The organism is Sporosarcina sp. E16_3 (genome assembly GCF_017347125.1).
Lineage (GTDB): Bacteria > Bacillota > Bacilli > Bacillales_A > Planococcaceae > Sporosarcina.
Genome location: NZ_JADPRX010000028.1, coordinates 15,342 through 31,720 on the forward strand (window position 1 = coordinate 15,342; position 16,379 = coordinate 31,720).

At 40.4% G+C, this 16,379-nt stretch carries 16 protein-coding genes; 14 read left to right on the forward strand and 2 right to left on the reverse strand.

The features are described 5' to 3' along the window. The first annotated feature begins 111 nt into the window (after positions 1–111). The 8 genes from ezrA to rarD all read left to right on the forward strand — a co-directional run bounded on the left by ezrA (position 112) and on the right by rarD (position 8,395). On the forward strand, positions 112–1,803 hold the full coding sequence (ezrA, locus tag I2483_RS14785; RefSeq protein ID WP_207277889.1) for a septation ring formation regulator EzrA: 1,692 nt from the start codon (positions 112–114) through the stop codon (positions 1,801–1,803). A 156-nt stretch (positions 1,804–1,959) separates the two neighbouring features. Next, the gene (locus I2483_RS14790; protein WP_207277890.1) at positions 1,960–3,093 is read left to right on the forward strand and encodes a cysteine desulfurase family protein; all 1,134 of its coding nucleotides are present in this window, start codon (positions 1,960–1,962) and stop codon (positions 3,091–3,093) included. Further along, complete coding sequence (gene thiI / locus I2483_RS14795) at positions 3,093–4,295, forward strand: tRNA uracil 4-sulfurtransferase ThiI (RefSeq protein ID WP_207277891.1); 1,203 nt, start codon at positions 3,093–3,095, stop codon at positions 4,293–4,295. The genes I2483_RS14790 and thiI overlap by 1 nt, the downstream gene beginning before the upstream one ends. A gap of 297 nt (positions 4,296–4,592) precedes the next feature. After that, a complete protein-coding gene (locus I2483_RS14800) occupies positions 4,593–4,799 on the forward strand; it encodes an alpha/beta-type small acid-soluble spore protein (RefSeq protein WP_067207561.1) in 207 nt (68 codons plus the stop codon). Positions 4,800–4,968: 169 nt separating this feature from the next. After that, positions 4,969–5,178: an alpha/beta-type small acid-soluble spore protein gene (locus I2483_RS14805; RefSeq protein ID WP_186670028.1), complete on the forward strand. Its 210-nt coding sequence runs from the start codon at positions 4,969–4,971 to the stop codon at positions 5,176–5,178. A gap of 175 nt (positions 5,179–5,353) precedes the next feature. Beyond that, positions 5,354–5,557: an alpha/beta-type small acid-soluble spore protein gene (locus I2483_RS14810; protein ID WP_186670030.1), complete on the forward strand. Its 204-nt coding sequence runs from the start codon at positions 5,354–5,356 to the stop codon at positions 5,555–5,557. A gap of 179 nt (positions 5,558–5,736) precedes the next feature. Beyond that, entirely contained in the window at positions 5,737–7,308 is a 1,572-nt protein-coding gene (gene mbcS / locus I2483_RS14815; RefSeq protein ID WP_207277892.1) for an acyl-CoA synthetase MbcS, read from the forward strand. A 175-nt stretch (positions 7,309–7,483) separates the two neighbouring features. Continuing rightward, on the forward strand, positions 7,484–8,395 hold the full coding sequence (rarD, locus tag I2483_RS14820) for an EamA family transporter RarD (RefSeq protein WP_207277893.1): 912 nt from the start codon (positions 7,484–7,486) through the stop codon (positions 8,393–8,395). A 381-nt stretch (positions 8,396–8,776) separates the two neighbouring features. Here the strand turns inward: rarD and I2483_RS14825 are convergent, their stop codons facing one another. Next, entirely contained in the window at positions 8,777–9,577 is an 801-nt protein-coding gene (locus I2483_RS14825; RefSeq protein ID WP_207277894.1) for an NAD kinase, read from the reverse strand. Positions 9,578–9,684: 107 nt separating this feature from the next. Between I2483_RS14825 and sppA the strand changes: the two genes are divergently transcribed. From sppA to I2483_RS14850, 5 genes are all read left to right on the forward strand, one after another. Next, positions 9,685–10,698, forward strand: a complete 1,014-nt coding sequence (sppA, locus tag I2483_RS14830; RefSeq protein ID WP_207277895.1) for a signal peptide peptidase SppA — start codon at positions 9,685–9,687, stop codon at positions 10,696–10,698. A 13-nt stretch (positions 10,699–10,711) separates the two neighbouring features. Continuing rightward, the gene (locus tag I2483_RS14835; protein ID WP_207277896.1) at positions 10,712–11,302 is read left to right on the forward strand and encodes an RDD family protein; all 591 of its coding nucleotides are present in this window, start codon (positions 10,712–10,714) and stop codon (positions 11,300–11,302) included. 30 nt (positions 11,303–11,332) lie between these two features. Next, the gene (tpx, locus tag I2483_RS14840) at positions 11,333–11,839 is read left to right on the forward strand and encodes a thiol peroxidase (protein WP_207277897.1); all 507 of its coding nucleotides are present in this window, start codon (positions 11,333–11,335) and stop codon (positions 11,837–11,839) included. A 64-nt stretch (positions 11,840–11,903) separates the two neighbouring features. Next, entirely contained in the window at positions 11,904–12,815 is a 912-nt protein-coding gene (locus I2483_RS14845; RefSeq protein WP_207277898.1) for a class I SAM-dependent methyltransferase, read from the forward strand. A 195-nt stretch (positions 12,816–13,010) separates the two neighbouring features. After that, complete coding sequence (locus I2483_RS14850; protein ID WP_207277899.1) at positions 13,011–14,201, forward strand: acetate kinase; 1,191 nt, start codon at positions 13,011–13,013, stop codon at positions 14,199–14,201. 221 nt (positions 14,202–14,422) lie between these two features. On the opposite strand, the gene I2483_RS14855 is transcribed toward I2483_RS14850, so the two are convergent. Continuing rightward, the gene (locus tag I2483_RS14855) at positions 14,423–14,872 is read right to left on the reverse strand and encodes a universal stress protein (protein WP_186670050.1); all 450 of its coding nucleotides are present in this window, start codon (positions 14,870–14,872) and stop codon (positions 14,423–14,425) included. A gap of 297 nt (positions 14,873–15,169) precedes the next feature. Here I2483_RS14855 and ald point away from each other — a divergent pair, with 297 nt between their 5' ends. Continuing rightward, a complete protein-coding gene (gene ald / locus I2483_RS14860) occupies positions 15,170–16,288 on the forward strand; it encodes an alanine dehydrogenase (RefSeq protein ID WP_186670052.1) in 1,119 nt (372 codons plus the stop codon). Positions 16,289–16,379: the final 91 nt, after the last annotated feature.

The following is a 16,379-nucleotide window of genomic DNA, read 5'->3' on the forward strand; positions in this document are numbered from 1 at the left end:
TGGAAAGCAGATTTTTCCCTATAAATCATTCAAATTCGCAACTAAAAGTGTTTAAACGTGGTATTATATAGAATAATATCATGGTACAGTGACTTGGACAGGGGGACCACGATGAAAATCATCATCATCGCCATACTAATAATTATTATATTAACGACAATCGCCTTCTTATTCAGGCGCAAACATATCCAGGAAATTAGTCGATTGGAGCAGGAGAAACTACAAATCCAACATAAACCCATCTTAGAAGAGATGACGAAAGTGAAACAATTGAACATGACAGGCGAAACCGAAGAGAAATTCGAACGGTGGCGCAGTGAATGGACAGAATTGATGGACGTACATATGCCAGAAATCGACACATTATTATTTGATGTAGAGGATGTAGTAGATCGTTTCCGTTTTAGAAAAGCAACAGGGTTAGAGAAAGAAATTCAAGAAAAAGTTCGATTTTGCGATAAAAAAATGAATAACATTTTGCATGAGTTAAACGAACTCGTTGGCAGTGAAGAGAAAAACCGCATCGAGATGGAAAAATTAAAAGAACAGCATCGTGCCGCTCGCAAGGCAGTACTTGCTCATCAACATTCGTTCGGCATGACAGCGAATCCACTTGAAAAGGAACTTGAATCATTTAACCCGAAATTTGTAGAATACGACGAGTTGACAGCGAACGGCAATTATTTGCTGGCAAGGGAAATTGTTATGGCATTATCAGCAAAGGGTGATCATGTTTTTACGTTGATACACGAGATTCCATCGTTGCTTTCTGAAATACAAAGCAAAATTCCAGCATCAGTTCGTGAAATTCGAAATGGAACGAGAGAGATGGAAGAACAGTCCTATTATTTGCAACACCTAGAACTAACTGAACAACTTAGAATAATTGAGATTGAACTTGAAGAGCTGTTGTTAAAAATGGCTGATCTTCAAATTGAATCTGTTCAACAGTGTACAAGCGACATAAATGATCGCATCGATTCGTTTTACGATGCGCTTGAAAATGAAGTAAATGCAAAGCATTATGTAGATGGGCACTATAATCAAATTGCTGATAAGCTTCACGTAATAACAATTTTGACGAGAGAAACTTCAGACGAGGCGGCTTTTGTTCAGCAAAGTTATCGACTGGATGAAAAAGAGGCACAAATTCCACAACTGGCTCTCAAAAAATTAGGTTCTCTCGACAAACGATTTGGTGTGCTTATTTATAGACTTGAGGAACAAGTATCTGCTTATTCGGGATTACAAGAAGAGTTGCAATCCATTTCTGAAGAACTAGAGCAAATAGCTGATGAACAGGAAAGTTTCAAAAATCGTATGAAAAACTTACGGATTGATGAAAATAATGTTCGGACTAAACTGGAAGAGTTATCACGTAAATTACAAAACTCGGAACGTATGCTACATAAAGGGAATATTCCTGGTGTGCCAGATGATATGGAAGCGCGCCTTGAAGAAGCTGATGAACAAATTTATATCGTGACACAAAGTTTACAGGAAGTACCGCTTAATATGAGTCTCGTCGATTCTTATTTAGAGAACGCAGCGAAAGCTGTAGATGATGTAACCATGAAAGTTGAAGAGATGATTGAGAATGTATTGCTGATTGAGTGGATCATCCAATATGGAAACAGATACCGTGCATCCAATCCCGAAGTTCACGCCCGCCTGTTAGATGCTGAAGAGTCATTCAGACAATTCCGTTATGCAAAAGCATTAGAAGAAGCAGCAACGGCGGTTGAAGAAATGGAACCGGGTGCTATGAAACGAATTGAAGAACTTGTGAAAGAACACGTCTGAGTTAAAAAGTAGACTACAAATAGCCACCGGCATATAATGCAGGTGGCTTTGTCACGCATTTAACTTGAATTAGCAGTGGTGCGAACTCTCTGCTGATTTAAGTTATGCCACCGGCGTATGTCACTAATTTTTTTGTAAAATGAAAGGAAGATTCACATGATATATTTTGATAATAGCGCTACAACGGCTCCTGACGAGAGTGTGCTTACATCTTTCATAGAAGTGAACAAGCGCTTTTTTGCGAATCCCGCTTCAATACATCTTGCTGGGAAGGAAGCCGAGACGCTTCTTGAACGATCAAGAGAACAGATCCTATCGATTCTTGGTGCACCTGACGGAGAGCTTTTATTCACATCCGGTGGTACGGAGGCCAATAATTTGGCGGTTATCGGTTTTGCGCGTGCTTTGCATGCCAGAGGCAACCATCTAATCACAACAAAAATTGAACATCCTTCAGTTCTTCATTCGATGCGACATTTAGAGACGCAAGGGTTTGAAGTTGATTATTTGTCAGTGGATGAACAAGGAACGATCTCTGTTGAAGAGTTGAAAAGTAAACTTCGTAAAGAGACAATACTTGTCAGTATCATGCATGTTAATAATGAAATTGGTACAATACAGCCAATTGCTGAATGTGCACGCATCATTAAAGCAAACTCAAGGGCGCTATTTCATTCGGACACCGTTCAAAGTTTTGGTAAACTACCCGTTTCGTTAACAGGTGACGGTCCGGACGCAATAACGATTTCAGCCCATAAAATCAATGGCTTGAAAGGTTCGGGTATACTAGCATTAAGAAAAGGAATTACACCAGAACCAATTAGTTATGGCGGTGGCCAGGAAAAAGGAATGCGCAGCGGTACCGTTTCTGTAGCAGACGCAGTAGCGTTGGCAAAAGCAATCAGGATAAGTGCGACAGATGTTGAGCAGAAGGACTTTAGGCAATGGAGAAATCGCCTTATTAAGTTTAGCGAGCAATTTGAAAATGTTCGTGTACTTGCCCCTGATAAGGCAGCGCCGCATATTTTAGCTGTCGCTTTTTATAAAGTGAAAGGGGAAGTCGCCGTTAACTTCTTTCAAGAAAACGGCATAACGATTTCAACGTCTAGTGCTTGTTCATCGAAAAATGGCACTGCGGGACATGTTATAGAAGCAATAGGGGTTAATGGGAAATTTAACAACGGAGTAATTCGTATCAGTTTTGGAAAAAATAATATTGAACAGCATGTAGTGGAATTCGAGCAAGTATTTGCACGGTTCATGGAACTGCTTGGAAGGGGAAATAAGTAATGGAATGGAACGAACTATTGATACGCTACGGTGAGATATCATTAAAAGGGCGAAACAGGAATGTATTCGTCAAGAAATTAAGAAACAATATTAAAGATGCTTTGAGTGATTTAAAAACTGTGATCATCAAACCAGAACGTGACCGTATGTTTCTATTTGCAGAAGACAAAAATGAGATGGATGAAGCGATAGCTCGTTTGCCGCATATTTTCGGCATCCAATCATTCAGTCCTGTTGCAAAATGTGAAGCAACGCTTGAAGCGATTAAAGAAAAAGCTTTAGAAATTATTGGTACAGATGAGACTGCTGGTAAAACGTTCAAAGTTGAAGTGAGACGTACAGATAAAAGATTCCCGCTTGTAACAAATGAGTTGCAGTTGGAAGTTGGGTCGCATGTGTTACGTAGCTTCCCAGACCTAATTGTGCAAATGAAAAAACCTGATATTGTATTACACATTGATATTAGAATAGAAGGAGCTTTCTTAACTGCTAAAGTGTATGAAGGTGCAGGCGGCATGCCTGTAGGTTCGAATGGTCATTCAATTCTTATGTTGTCAGGCGGTATTGACAGTCCCGTTGCAGGTTATCTTATGATGAAGCGCGGTGTCTCGATTGATGCAATACACTTTGCTAGTCCACCATTTACAAGTGATTTGGCTAAAAAGAAAGTGATGGACCTCGCAGAGAAGTTAAGTTCATTTGGGGCAGCAGTTAGGCTTCATATAATACCATTCACTGAAATCCAGCAAGCGATTGTTAGTCAAGTACCGGATAATGTTTCAATGACGACAACGCGAAGATTAATGCTTCAAATTGCTGATAAAGTGCGCGAAGAAGAAGGTGCGCTCGCGATTGTAACAGGGGAAAGCCTTGGACAAGTCGCAAGTCAAACGCTTGAAAGCTTAACGGCTATCAATGCTGTGACTTCATCACCTATTTTGCGTCCCCTCATTGCAACTGACAAACTGGATATTATAGATATTGCTCAAACGATTGGCACATACGAAATATCAATCAGACCTTATGAGGATTGCTGCACAATCTTCTCACCTTCAAATCCTAAAACAAAACCGAAGCTTGAAAAAGTCGCATATTATGAAAGCTTCACTGATTTCGAGCCAATGATTGAAGAAGCAATTGAAAATCGACTAATCGTTGAATTACCACTTCAACAAGAGAACAACTTCGCAGACCTACTTTAATGGTTCAATGAATTACTGTTTGCATCCCTTGTATGAAATTCCATTTGCGATGCATTCTATACGCACATAGAAGTGGCTACTTAAATTAAATGGGTTCGGGATTACTGGCACTTAATCAAATAGAAGAACTAAAAAGCTGCATCGGACATTGTCTGATGTAGCTTTTTAGCTTATATAGTGTAAGCAAAAGTATGGTTGCTTAAACTAACCTCAAGTGTTTGGCGGTATTTACCATTTCTTTTTCGCGCATGAATTTTATTAACTGGCGCATTCTATGTGCACAAGGAGGTGATAAATATGGCGAACAACAACAGCGGCAACTCGAATCAGCTAGTAGTTCCAGGCGTAAGACAAGCACTTGATCAAATGAAAAATGAAATTGCAGCAGAATTCGGCGTACAAATGGGGCCAGATGCATCATCGCGCGCCAACGGATCCGTCGGCGGAGAAATTACAAAGCGATTAGTGCGTCAGGCGCAACAACAAATGAATGGTAACAAATAAAAATTTTCATGCAATGAAAAGATGTTTCTTAACAACTTTTCGCCTATATAGTGTAAGCAAAAATGCAGGTATTTAAACTGTTTTAAGTAAATGGTGAACATTACCAGAACGAACAAATGCATAAAGTTTTGTAAACGGCACATTCTATGTGCACAAGGAGGTGACAAACATGCCAAACAACAATAGTGGTAATTCAAATCAGTTAGAAGTTCCAGGCGCAAGACAAGCACTGGACCAAATGAAAAATGAAATTGCAGCAGAATTCGGCGTTCAAATGGGACCTGATGCATCATCACGTGCTAACGGTTCGGTCGGTGGAGAAATTACAAAACGACTAGTGCGTCAAGCGCAACAACAAATGAACGGATACCAAAAATAACTTTTTAATGAAAAGCTGAGCTAGGTATTATCAAAATCAGTTTTTCGCCTCTACAGTGTAAGCGAAAGCACAGTTAATTAAACAGATTCAAAGTGATTAGCAAAAATTACCACCCATTATTATTGCATGAATTTCTGCATCTAGCACATTCTAATTGCACAAGGAGGTGAGAATCATGGCGAACAACAACAGCGGCAACTCGAATCAGTTAGTAGTTCCAGGCGTAAGACAAGCATTGGATCAAATGAAAAATGAAATTGCAGCAGAATTTGGCGTACAAATGGGACCAGATGCTTCAGCGCGTGCCAACGGATCCGTCGGCGGGGAAATTACAAAGCGCTTAGTGCAACAGGCTCAATCACAAATGAAGGGTTACTAAGAGTAATTGTTTAATGAAAAGCTGTTCCGGAATTATTCCGGGACAGCTTTTCGCATTTTTAACGAGTATTAGCTAGTAAAGTACGAAATATCCTTAAAATAATCCGAAATAGTAAAATAGTTTTGAATTGTCTACCGTTTGTTTGTATACTTGGATAATACATCTAAGGGGGAGTTTACATGAACCGTGAACAACTGATTGCACCAGAACAGTATAACCTAGTCAGTGAATTTGAAAAGTATGCAACAGGTACAGGAAAAAAAGCGCTTATTTATGTAAATGAAGATGGGGACAAGAAGGAAATTACATATGATGAATTAATCACTTCAGCGAATAAGGCAGCAAATGTCTTTAAATCAAATGGACTTGATAAGGGTGATGTTGTTCTTGTTATGGTTCCAAGGTTAATCGAAGCATATGTGACTTATATCGGCGCACTTAAAGCGGGACTTGTCGTAATCCCAAGTTCAGAAATGCTACGGGCTTCCGATATCGAATATCGATTGGCACATAGTGATGCTAAAGCAATCGTTGCGTTCGATGCATTTACTGATCAATTTAGCGAAGTGAGAAACATGAGGGATGTCAAATTATTCGTTGTCGGAGAGGCAAAGAAAGATCAACTTTCACTAACAAATCTAATGGAAACAGCATCAGCGGAGTTCACATCACCACAAACGAAAAGTTCTGACATGGCATTTCTATCCTACACATCAGGTACAACGGGGAAACCAAAAGGTGTCGTACATACACACGCTTGGGGGTATGCGCATTTACGGACGACAGGAGCGAGCTGGTTGGGTATCAATGAAGGTGACGTTGTTTGGGCTACGGCTGCGCCAGGGTGGCAAAAGTGGATTTGGACACCTTTCTTATCTGTAATTGGTAGCGGAGCAACGGGACTGGTGTATGATGGGAAGTTTGACGTGAAGACTTATTTAGATTTAATAGGCCAGTATCGAGTAAATGTATTATGTTGTACACCAACGGAATACCGATTCATGGCGAAAGCGGAAAATCTGGGGGATTATGATCTTTCATCTATTCATAGTGCAGTCTCAGCTGGAGAACCGCTTAATCGTGAAGTCATTGATATCTTTGACAAGACTTTTTCGCTTTCTGTAAGAGACGGCTACGGACAGACGGAAAATACTTTACTTGTAGGCACGATGCTTGGCATGGAAGCCCGCCCAGGTTCAATGGGTAAACCAACGCCTGGCAATAAGGTCGACATCATTGATGATGAAGGGAACCCGACTGTACCAGGAGAAGTTGGTGACATTGCTGTACACGTATCGACACCTGCATTGTTTAAGGAATATTTAAAAGATCCAGAACGGACAACAATGCAGTTCCGAGGCGATTATTACGTAACAGGTGATCGTGCAAAAATGGATGAGGACGGTTATTTCTGGTTTGAAGGTCGCGGGGATGACATTATTATCAGTTCCGGTTACACAATCGGACCATTTGAAGTAGAAGATGCATTGACGAAGCATCCCGCAGTCCGTGAATGTGCAGTCGTTGCGAGCCCGGATGAAGTCCGGGGGAATATTGTCAAAGCATTCGTTGTGCTACGTGATCCTGAACGGAAAAATGAAAATGGTCTCGTTAAAGAATTACAGGATCATGTGAAAAGTTTGACAGCGCCTTATAAATATCCACGTAATATTGAATTCTTGGATGCTTTGCCGAAAACGGCGTCAGGAAAAATCATGCGAATTGAATTAAGGAAGCAAGAACAACGGTAAATCATACCAGAAAACAAGCCGCTTTTTAAGAACGGGTTAATCCGGACTTTTAAGTGGTTTTTGGTATTTGCGGCTAGGTTGTTGTATTGCAACATAATCTCATCTTTACGCAGCGTATTAATGGGTCTATACTTAAGTTATTATTTCGGTAATCAAAGTATATGGGGGCGTCGTGATGCAAACAGAAAAAAGCGGTGTCCTTTGGGCAGTCGGTTCGTATCTTATTTGGGGAGTTATGCCGATTTATTGGAAAAGTCTTGAGCATGTCGCGAGTGCAGAAATATTAGTGAGTCGCATCGTATGGGCATTTGTTCTGACGCTAGTAGTGGTTCTACTTATGAAGAATGGGCGTCATCTTAAGGATGACATAAAAACACTGTGGGCATCGCAAAAAGACTTTTGGGCTTTGTTCGCGGCTTCAGCACTTGTTTCGACGAACTGGTTTGTCTACATTTGGGCTGTGAATCATAATTATATCGTTCAATCAAGCCTTGGTTATTATATCAATCCGCTAATATCGGTCCTACTTGGCATATTTTTCTTAAAAGAAAAGCTATCAAGAGCACAACAGGTTGCTTTTTTATTGGCGGCAACTGGAGTCACAATCTTGACGGTTTCATACGGTAGTTTTCCTTGGTTGTCATTTACACTGGCCATAACGTTTGCTGTCTACGGTCTTATCAAGAAGCAAATTAAGCTAGATGCACTGCGTGGGTTGACGATTGAAACGTTCTTCATTGTGCCGTTCGCTATCATCTATTATGTGTGGCTATTCATGGATGGCAATGCAGTATTCTTACATTTTGATATCAAGACGGATATTTTACTTGTCCTAACAGGTGCAGCAACAGCTCTGCCTCTTATTATGTACGCAAAAGGCGTACAAAGAATACCGTTGTATATGGCAGGCTTTCTTCAATACATAGCCCCAACGATGATGCTGTTTCTCGGAGTTGTCGTTTATAAAGAAACGTTTGGGGGAATTGAATTATTGTCATTCGCGTTCATTTGGTCAGCATTGCTACTCTTCACGGTCTCTAAAGTAATGGAAGTGATGAAAATGAAGAAGAACCAACTAAAAATATAACGACTTCCTTTTGGGAGGGAAAATAGAAAGCAGCGGTTAGCACCGATGCTTTCTATTTTTGAATCTATTTAGAAGGTTAACCAAGCAATCTGCCAATGAATATAATGATAATTAACATCACTGAAAAAACTGTTGTGGAAGTTATAGTAAATATACTTCTAGCCATTGCTTTCCATTCCCTTACATCCTTTAACCCAAAAACTCCTAGAAAAAAAGCTATCACCGATATGCCTAAGACAATTTCTATTGGGTATAGCCCTATGATTTTGGCGGGGAAATTAAAAAAGGTAGCAGACGATGTTGCGATGAAAAATAAAGGGATACAAAGTAATGAAAGTATAAAGGACCATAAATTAATACTGATTCTCATTCTACCCCTTTTTATAAATAAATTCGCTGTACTTTCTCCCAGAAGGAGTTGTTTTTAAGTTTTACCGTTCTCACAGTTTTATCGCTTAATCTGATTTCCACGCTTTCAACCTGGCGAATCCCAAGCGCTTCATTGTCAGCGGCAACTAAAGGGAAAACGTTCCCGTCCTGATGAACCTTTAGTTGGAATTTACGTTCGCCACTCATGATGAAGGACGAGCCAAGTGTTCTATATTTATTATTGTTTACGGAAGCAAGTTCAGTCACTTGGAAACACCGAAGTAATGGATCAACGACAGCTCCATTGACTGATTTATTGTAAGCAGTACTGCCAGTCGGTGTCGAAATTATAAGACCATCTCCGAGGAAAGTTTCGAACAATTTATCGTCAATAATGACATCCAGTACGAATGTCCGAATAATATTCGAACGAATACTGAATTCATTTAGGCAATAGAATGGTTGGTGATTATCAATCTTTACTTCGATAAGTGGATACTTTCTCACTTCAAGGCCAGCTTTACGAATGGTCTGCGTCATTTCGAAAAGATTATTATAATGGAAATCACAGTAAAGTCCGGGTTTACCTGTTAAAGAAATGCCCGCATATAAACAGTCCTGTCGGAAACCGGTCTTTCGAACAGCCTGTAAAAACGAACCATCGCTACCAATGCTGATGATAATATTCGCATCTTTATCGTTGTCGGTCATTGTAAAACCCTCATGGATTAACGCATCTGCCACTTTGGATTTTTTATCAAGTGAATCTTCATCATGTTTGCTGTAAATAAAAATATTCATTCGATCTGTCATTACACAAAGCCCCCTCTGAATAAGTTATACTGATTTTACCATGGAGTGAAACATTTTGGTGTATCAGAACGTATAAGTTAGTGGAATGAAAAAAGGAGGAAATTGAAATGACAATGAAACGATGGATTGCAATCATCGTCGCTACAGTACTTATTTTTGTTTCTGTAGGCATCAATTCGCTATCGTACATATTTACGAGAGACTTCAACGGCTTCTTCGACGAAATGATGGCGACGTCATCTTCAGGGTATAAGGAGACGGTTATTGAGGAAGGAAACGGTAAGGAGAAAATCGCCGTTCTTTCGCTAAATGGCGTTATTCAGGATTTGGGGAATACATCATCCCTTTTCCAATCTGGGGGCTATAATCATCAATATTTCATGAATCAGCTATCAGAGATTCTTGAGGACACTACTGTGAAAGGCGTAGTTCTTGAGGTGAATTCACCTGGTGGTGGAGTTGTTGAATCAGCGGATATTTATGATGCCCTTCGCATGATTCAAGTAGAAAGAGAAATTCCGCTGTATGTTTCGATGGGTGGAATGGCTGCTTCAGGCGGTTATTATGTGTCAGCACCAGCTGAGAAGATATTTGTTAATCATGAAACGATTACAGGTTCAATTGGTGTCATAATGGAAAGTGTTAACTACGCGAAACTTGCCGAGAAATACGGAATTGATTTCAACACGATCAAGACAGGTCCTTACAAAGATATAATGAGTGGATCGCGTGAGATGAAAGACGAAGAACGCGTTATGCTTCAAGAAATGATAAATGATTCCTACGAGCGTTTTGTTGATATTATCGAAGAGGGTCGCGGCATGACAGAAGCTGAAGTGAAAAAAGTGGCTGATGGCCGTATCATGAACGGACGCCAGGCAATTGAAGCTGGACTCGCAGATGAATATGGCAAGGCAAGCGATGTTATTGCTGCGATGAAAGAAGATTATAATCTACAAGATGCCACTGTCTTTGAGTATACATCCCTTGATAGCTGGACTTCAATGCTCGGCGTGAAGGCAGGAAATATGTTTGGCAGTACTATTGAGTCTGAACTGATAGGCAAGTTATTAAACGATTACAATGCACCACGGATGATGTATTTGTATGGTGAAAAATAAGGAGGGCAAGCGTATGTCGGAACATATTGAACAACAACCGAATCTGACGGGGAATTCCACAGCTGCGACGCCTGTTCCAGATTACGAGACTATTCAAGCGGAGCATTATCGGGCGAAGTATGCGGGTTTCTGGACGCGACTATGGGCATATGCAATCGATCTTCTTGTTTTATCAGCAATAAGTGGGATTATCATTAAGCCAATATTTCGAGTTGCAGGTTGGGAGATTACTAATCCGCCATTCTTCTTGTTCAGCAGCTATAAAGTCACAATTCTTATCTTGCTATTGCTTTATTTCACGCTAATGACGAAATATTTACAGCAGACAGTAGGGAAGATGATTATGGGTATAAGAGTCGCGGCTAAAGACGGGGGCAAGCTTACGTGGGGGTCTGTCATATTCCGTGAAGTTATCGGGAGATTCATATCGAAAATGTTGGTCCTCCCTTATCTGCTAGTCCTATTCATGCCTAGAAAGGAAGCATTGCATGACTTATTCGCTGATACAGTTGTCGAACATGAGCATTCTTATGAAAAAGAGATGCGTGTAGATTACCGTAAACGGATTAAGGGACAACAGTTGCAAGAGGGTACTATCATTTAGTAAGATAGATTTAGAAGAGGAGGCGTCTTAATGGCTAACGTTACATTCAAGAACAATCCCGTTACATTGCTTGGAAAAGAAGTTGCAGTAGGTGATACTGCGCAAGATTTTACAGTGCTTGCGAATGATTTGAGTCCGGTGACACTTGCCGATTCGAAAGGGAAAATCAGGTTAATCAGTGTTATTCCTTCAATTGATACAGGTGTTTGTTCAACGCAGACGCGTAAATTTAACGAGGAAGCTTCTACCCTTGGAGATGACGTTCAAGTGTTGACGATTTCTGCCGATCTTCCTTTTGCACAAGCGAGATGGTGTGCTGCTGAAGGTATTGCGAATCTACAGACATTATCCGATCATCGCGATTTATCATTTGGAGAAGCGTATGGCGTTGTTATCAAAGAACTTCGTTTGCTTGCTCGCTCCATATTTGTTATAGATAAAGATGATAAAGTGACTTATGTTGAATATGTCGGTGAAGGCACAGACCATCCTGACTATGAAAAAGCAATTTTAGCCGTAAAAGAATTAACGAAATAACTAAAAAATACTAATGAAAACCCACTCGGAGACGGGTGGGTTTTGTGAGTTGAGGGATAACTAAATGACAACAAATACAGAAAAGATATTTACATTTATCGACACATATGCGGAATCGAAAGAGGCACTTTACTTGGAAGCAATCATTGACATTTGTCAAAAGTGGCTTTCTGGAGAATCGCAACCTATGGTATCAGAAACAGTAACTAAAGAGGATATTCGCAGAGGTATCCAGCTTGCAGTCCTGAAGGGGATGAAGCAAAATGTACAGCCTAACCACCAGATGACTCCAGACTCAATCGGAATGCTCATTGGACATATTGCTGGCAAATTGGCGACAGGTGAACAAGGCATTACACTTCTAGACCCTGCAGCTGGTACAGGAAATCTCCTCTATACGGTCATGAACTCAATTGAAAACGATGTCACTGCAACAGCAATTGAAATTGATGATTTATTAGTCAGATTGTCTGCTGTCACTGCGGAATTGCTTGAACATCCTGTCACATTTTATGTTCAGGATGCATTGCGGCCGTTATTTGTAGATCCGGTAGACATCACTATAAGCGATTTGCCTGTCGGATTTTATCCTGATGATGAAAATGCGCTCAATTATGAATTGATGCCTGCAGAAGGACATGCTTATGCACATCATCTGTTCATTGAACAATCAATGAAGCATACGAAACCGGGTGGCCACGGCGTATTCATCATACCCGCCAATTTGTTTGAGTCCGATCAATCGCCTACATTGCATCCCTATTTGAAAAAACAAACGAATATCCGTGCAATTATTCAGTTGCCTGATTCGCTATTTAAAAATGTGGCACATGCAAAAAGTATACTAATCTTACAAAAACCTTTACCTGAAGCAAAAGTGTCACATGATGTCCTCCTTGCTAAAGTTCCGAATATGACTGATAAACATGCCATGGCACTGTTTCTTCAGAAAATTGATATTTGGGCTACTGAATAAAAAGTTCCGTTGAATTCGCTGCGGCGCTAGGGGATGCCTCCCGCCCTAAGCCTGACCACTACACTATCAGTCTTAGGGCTTCGGCTACACCTTTTAAGGCGTCTTCACTTAGTTAATATAGATATTTATTTGTTCAATATATAGGTAAAAGCTAAAGTAACTAGTTAAGAAATAATTTTAAAAGGGGAGCTTTATATGCGGAACATTTTAGCGATAAACGCTGGAAGTTCGTCCTTGAAGTTTCAACTTCTCCAGATGCCAGAAGAGCACGTAACGGCAAAAGGTCAAATTGATCGAATTGGTCTGTCGGAATCGGTTTTCATTATGAAATTCGAACAAGGCAGAGTGGAAAAGAATCAAGATATCCAGAATCATACCGAGGCTGTATCTTTGGTTCTTAAAATGCTGATCAGTGAAGGGGTCGTACGTTCATTCGATGAAATTGATGGAATCGGTCACCGTGTTGTTCATGGCGGCGAGGTTTTCAGTGATGCCGTACTCATTAGTGATGATATAATCGCAACCCTTGAGGGACTATCAAACCTTGCGCCGCTTCATAATCCGGCAAATATAGTTGGCATTAATGAATTTAGAAAAGCATTGCCCAATGTGCCCGCTATTGCGGTTTTTGACACGGCATTCCATCAGACGATGCCTGAAAGTTCTTTTCTCTATCCGTTACCTTACGAGTATTATGAGAAATATGGAATTCGGAAATACGGTTTCCATGGCACAAGCCATAAGTATGTAACAGAACGTGCTGCGGAATTATTAAATCGTCCACTTGAAGGTACGCGTCTTATTTCCTGTCATTTGGGAAATGGTGCGAGTATTGCGGCTGTTGAAGGTGGGAAATCTCTAGATACATCGATGGGTTTTACGCCACTTGCTGGAGTGACGATGGGAACGCGTTCAGGAAATATTGATCCGGCACTCATCCCGTATATTATGGAGCAGACGGGAAAGACGGTCGAAGAAGTCCTGGATGTTTTGAATAAACAATCAGGAATGCTAGCTATTTCAGGGTTTTCAAGCGATTTACGTGATATTGAAATCGAAGCTTTAAAAGGGAATACGCGTGCACAATTGGCTCTAGACGTTTTTGCAGATCGAATACATAAATACATTGGTTCGTATGCGGCGAGGATGGGTGGAGTGGATGCGATTATCTTTACAGCTGGAATCGGTGAAAATAGTGATGTCATTCGTAAAAAAGTGTTGGAAGGTCTTGAATTTATGGGGGTTTACATTGACCCAGATTTGAATACTATTAAAGGCAAGGAATTGCATATCAGTTTCCCGTACTCTTCAGTTAAGGTGTTAGTGATTCCAACCAATGAAGAAGTTATGATTGCGCGTGATACGATGCGTGTTGCGAAGTTGTAAATCATCCAATAGGTGTTTGATAATAAAAGAGTTGCCCAGGAAATAATGGGCAACTCTTTTATTGTTACCAGGAGACTATAAATATCGTACTGTGGATAAGTTGTAACATAGGGATTTCACGTCTAGACTCCAACGGATGGCCCCTTGAGTTGCTTCTGTCCTGCAGGTAATGGCTAGGAGCGCCTTTTCCTACAGGCCTTTCAATGCTTGTGCTTTTTTTTTTATAATGCTTCTGGTGTACGTATGACGAGTACGTCACATTTTGCAGAACGGACGATGTTTTCGGATACACTACCGATTAGGAAACGTTCGACCGCGTTCAATCCCGTTGCCCCACAAATGATAAGGTCTGCTTGTAGTTTTTTTGAAATGTCTTTAGAGATCATTGTTTTTGGTGACCCGTATTCTACCATGACATTAACATGCTGCAAGCCAGCTTTTTCGGCTTCCAATTTATAGTTGTTCAACAACTCTTCTGCGAACTTCTGTGCTCTCTCCGCAATCGATCGATCATAAGCTTCGACCGCAGCATATGAGCGTGTATCGATGATATTAATCAAATTTAATGTAGCTTCGTTTCTATCTGCAATTGCCACCGCTTTTTTGAAAGCCCACTCTGATTCTTTTGATCCGTCGACAGCAACAAGAATTTGTTTGTATACTAATGTCATTTAACTCACTCCATCCTTAGATTGGTATACTTACTTACTTCTATAGAAAGGGAGGAAAACCTTTTAAAATGAAAAAGAAAACGATGAATAATTCAAGTTCCGACAAAATTGTTACAGTTTGGAGTTTGAGTTTGCTGAAATCGTTAAATAATAAGACTTGCAATGGGCAGAATATTTCACGAATTGATAAAGTACAGCATTAATCCTTACTATCTGATAATATTAAAAATAGATTGGTCCGGATGAAAGCTTATGAAATGGCCAACTAACTAAACGTTAACTTTAGGAGGAATTGCAATGATTATTGGTGTCCCAAAAGAAGTGAAAAACAACGAAAACCGTGTCGCTATGACACCTGCAGGCGTTTTCAACTTAAAGTCGGCAGGTCATGAGGTTATCATTGAAAAAGGTGCGGGTCTAGGTTCAAGTTTTACGGACGAGGATTACACTGAAGCTGGCGCTAAAATCGTTGAAACTGCAGTAGAAGCATGGAATGTGAATATGGTTATGAAAGTAAAAGAACCAGTTGCTTCTGAATACGGCTATTTCAGTGAAGGGCTAATCTTGTTCACTTATTTGCACCTTGCACCTGAAGTAGAATTAACAAAAGCACTTCTTGACAAAAAAGTTGTAGGGATTGCTTACGAAACTGTACAACTTCCAAATAACTCATTGCCTCTTCTTGCTCCTATGAGTGAAGTTGCGGGACGTATGGCTACACAAATTGGTGCACAATATTTACAACAAACAAATGGTGGTAAAGGTATTCTATTGAGCGGCGTACCGGGCGTTTCACGCGGTCACGTTACTGTTATCGGCGGTGGGCAAGCTGGAACAAATGCTGCACGCATAGCAGTTGGAATGGGTGCGAAAGTAACTGTTCTTGACTTGTCAGTCGATCGTCTGCGTCAATTAGACGAAATTTTCGGCAATGATATTCAAACACTTGTTTCAAATCCATTCAATATTGCTGAATCTGTTAAAGAAGCGGATCTTGTTATCGGGGCTGTTTTGATCCCTGGAGCGAGAGCACCTAAACTTGTTTCAGAAGATATGGTTAAATCGATGAAACCAGGATCTGTTCTTGTAGACATCGCAATCGATCAAGGTGGTATTTTTGCAACATCGGATCGTGTAACGACTCACGATGAGCCAACTTATGTGAAACATGGTGTAGTTCACTACGCGGTAGCGAATATGCCAGGTGCAGTTCCGCAAACTTCAACAACTGCATTAACGAATGTAACAGTTCCTTATGCACTTCAAATTGCGAACAAAGGCTACAAAAAAGCTTGTCTGGACAACGTTCCTCTTCAAAAAGGTATTAACACAATGGAAGGGCATGTTACATATAAAGCTGTAGCAGATGCTCAAGGTATTGAGTATGTGTCTGCGGAAACGCTATTGAATCAATAATTTAACTTAAATCGGCAGAAGTTCCTGCCGATTCAAATTAAGTCGAGGCGTAATTGATCTAAAAAGGCTGCCCACACTTGTGAAAGTGTGG

Coding starts and splice junctions, on each gene's coding strand:
- ezrA (WP_207277889.1), top strand. CDS start 112: ATGAAAATCATCATCATCGCCATACTAATAATTATTATATTAACGACA.
- I2483_RS14790 (WP_207277890.1), top strand. CDS start 1,960: ATGATATATTTTGATAATAGCGCTACAACGGCTCCTGACGAGAGTGTG.
- thiI (WP_207277891.1), top strand. CDS start 3,093: ATGGAATGGAACGAACTATTGATACGCTACGGTGAGATATCATTAAAA.
- I2483_RS14800 (WP_067207561.1), top strand. CDS start 4,593: ATGGCGAACAACAACAGCGGCAACTCGAATCAGCTAGTAGTTCCAGGC.
- I2483_RS14805 (WP_186670028.1), top strand. CDS start 4,969: ATGCCAAACAACAATAGTGGTAATTCAAATCAGTTAGAAGTTCCAGGC.
- I2483_RS14810 (WP_186670030.1), top strand. CDS start 5,354: ATGGCGAACAACAACAGCGGCAACTCGAATCAGTTAGTAGTTCCAGGC.
- mbcS (WP_207277892.1), top strand. CDS start 5,737: ATGAACCGTGAACAACTGATTGCACCAGAACAGTATAACCTAGTCAGT.
- rarD (WP_207277893.1), top strand. CDS start 7,484: ATGCAAACAGAAAAAAGCGGTGTCCTTTGGGCAGTCGGTTCGTATCTT.
- I2483_RS14825 (WP_207277894.1), bottom strand. CDS start 9,577: ATGACAGATCGAATGAATATTTTTATTTACAGCAAACATGATGAAGAT.
- sppA (WP_207277895.1), top strand. CDS start 9,685: ATGACAATGAAACGATGGATTGCAATCATCGTCGCTACAGTACTTATT.
- I2483_RS14835 (WP_207277896.1), top strand. CDS start 10,712: ATGTCGGAACATATTGAACAACAACCGAATCTGACGGGGAATTCCACA.
- tpx (WP_207277897.1), top strand. CDS start 11,333: ATGGCTAACGTTACATTCAAGAACAATCCCGTTACATTGCTTGGAAAA.
- I2483_RS14845 (WP_207277898.1), top strand. CDS start 11,904: ATGACAACAAATACAGAAAAGATATTTACATTTATCGACACATATGCG.
- I2483_RS14850 (WP_207277899.1), top strand. CDS start 13,011: ATGCGGAACATTTTAGCGATAAACGCTGGAAGTTCGTCCTTGAAGTTT.
- I2483_RS14855 (WP_186670050.1), bottom strand. CDS start 14,872: ATGACATTAGTATACAAACAAATTCTTGTTGCTGTCGACGGATCAAAA.
- ald (WP_186670052.1), top strand. CDS start 15,170: ATGATTATTGGTGTCCCAAAAGAAGTGAAAAACAACGAAAACCGTGTC.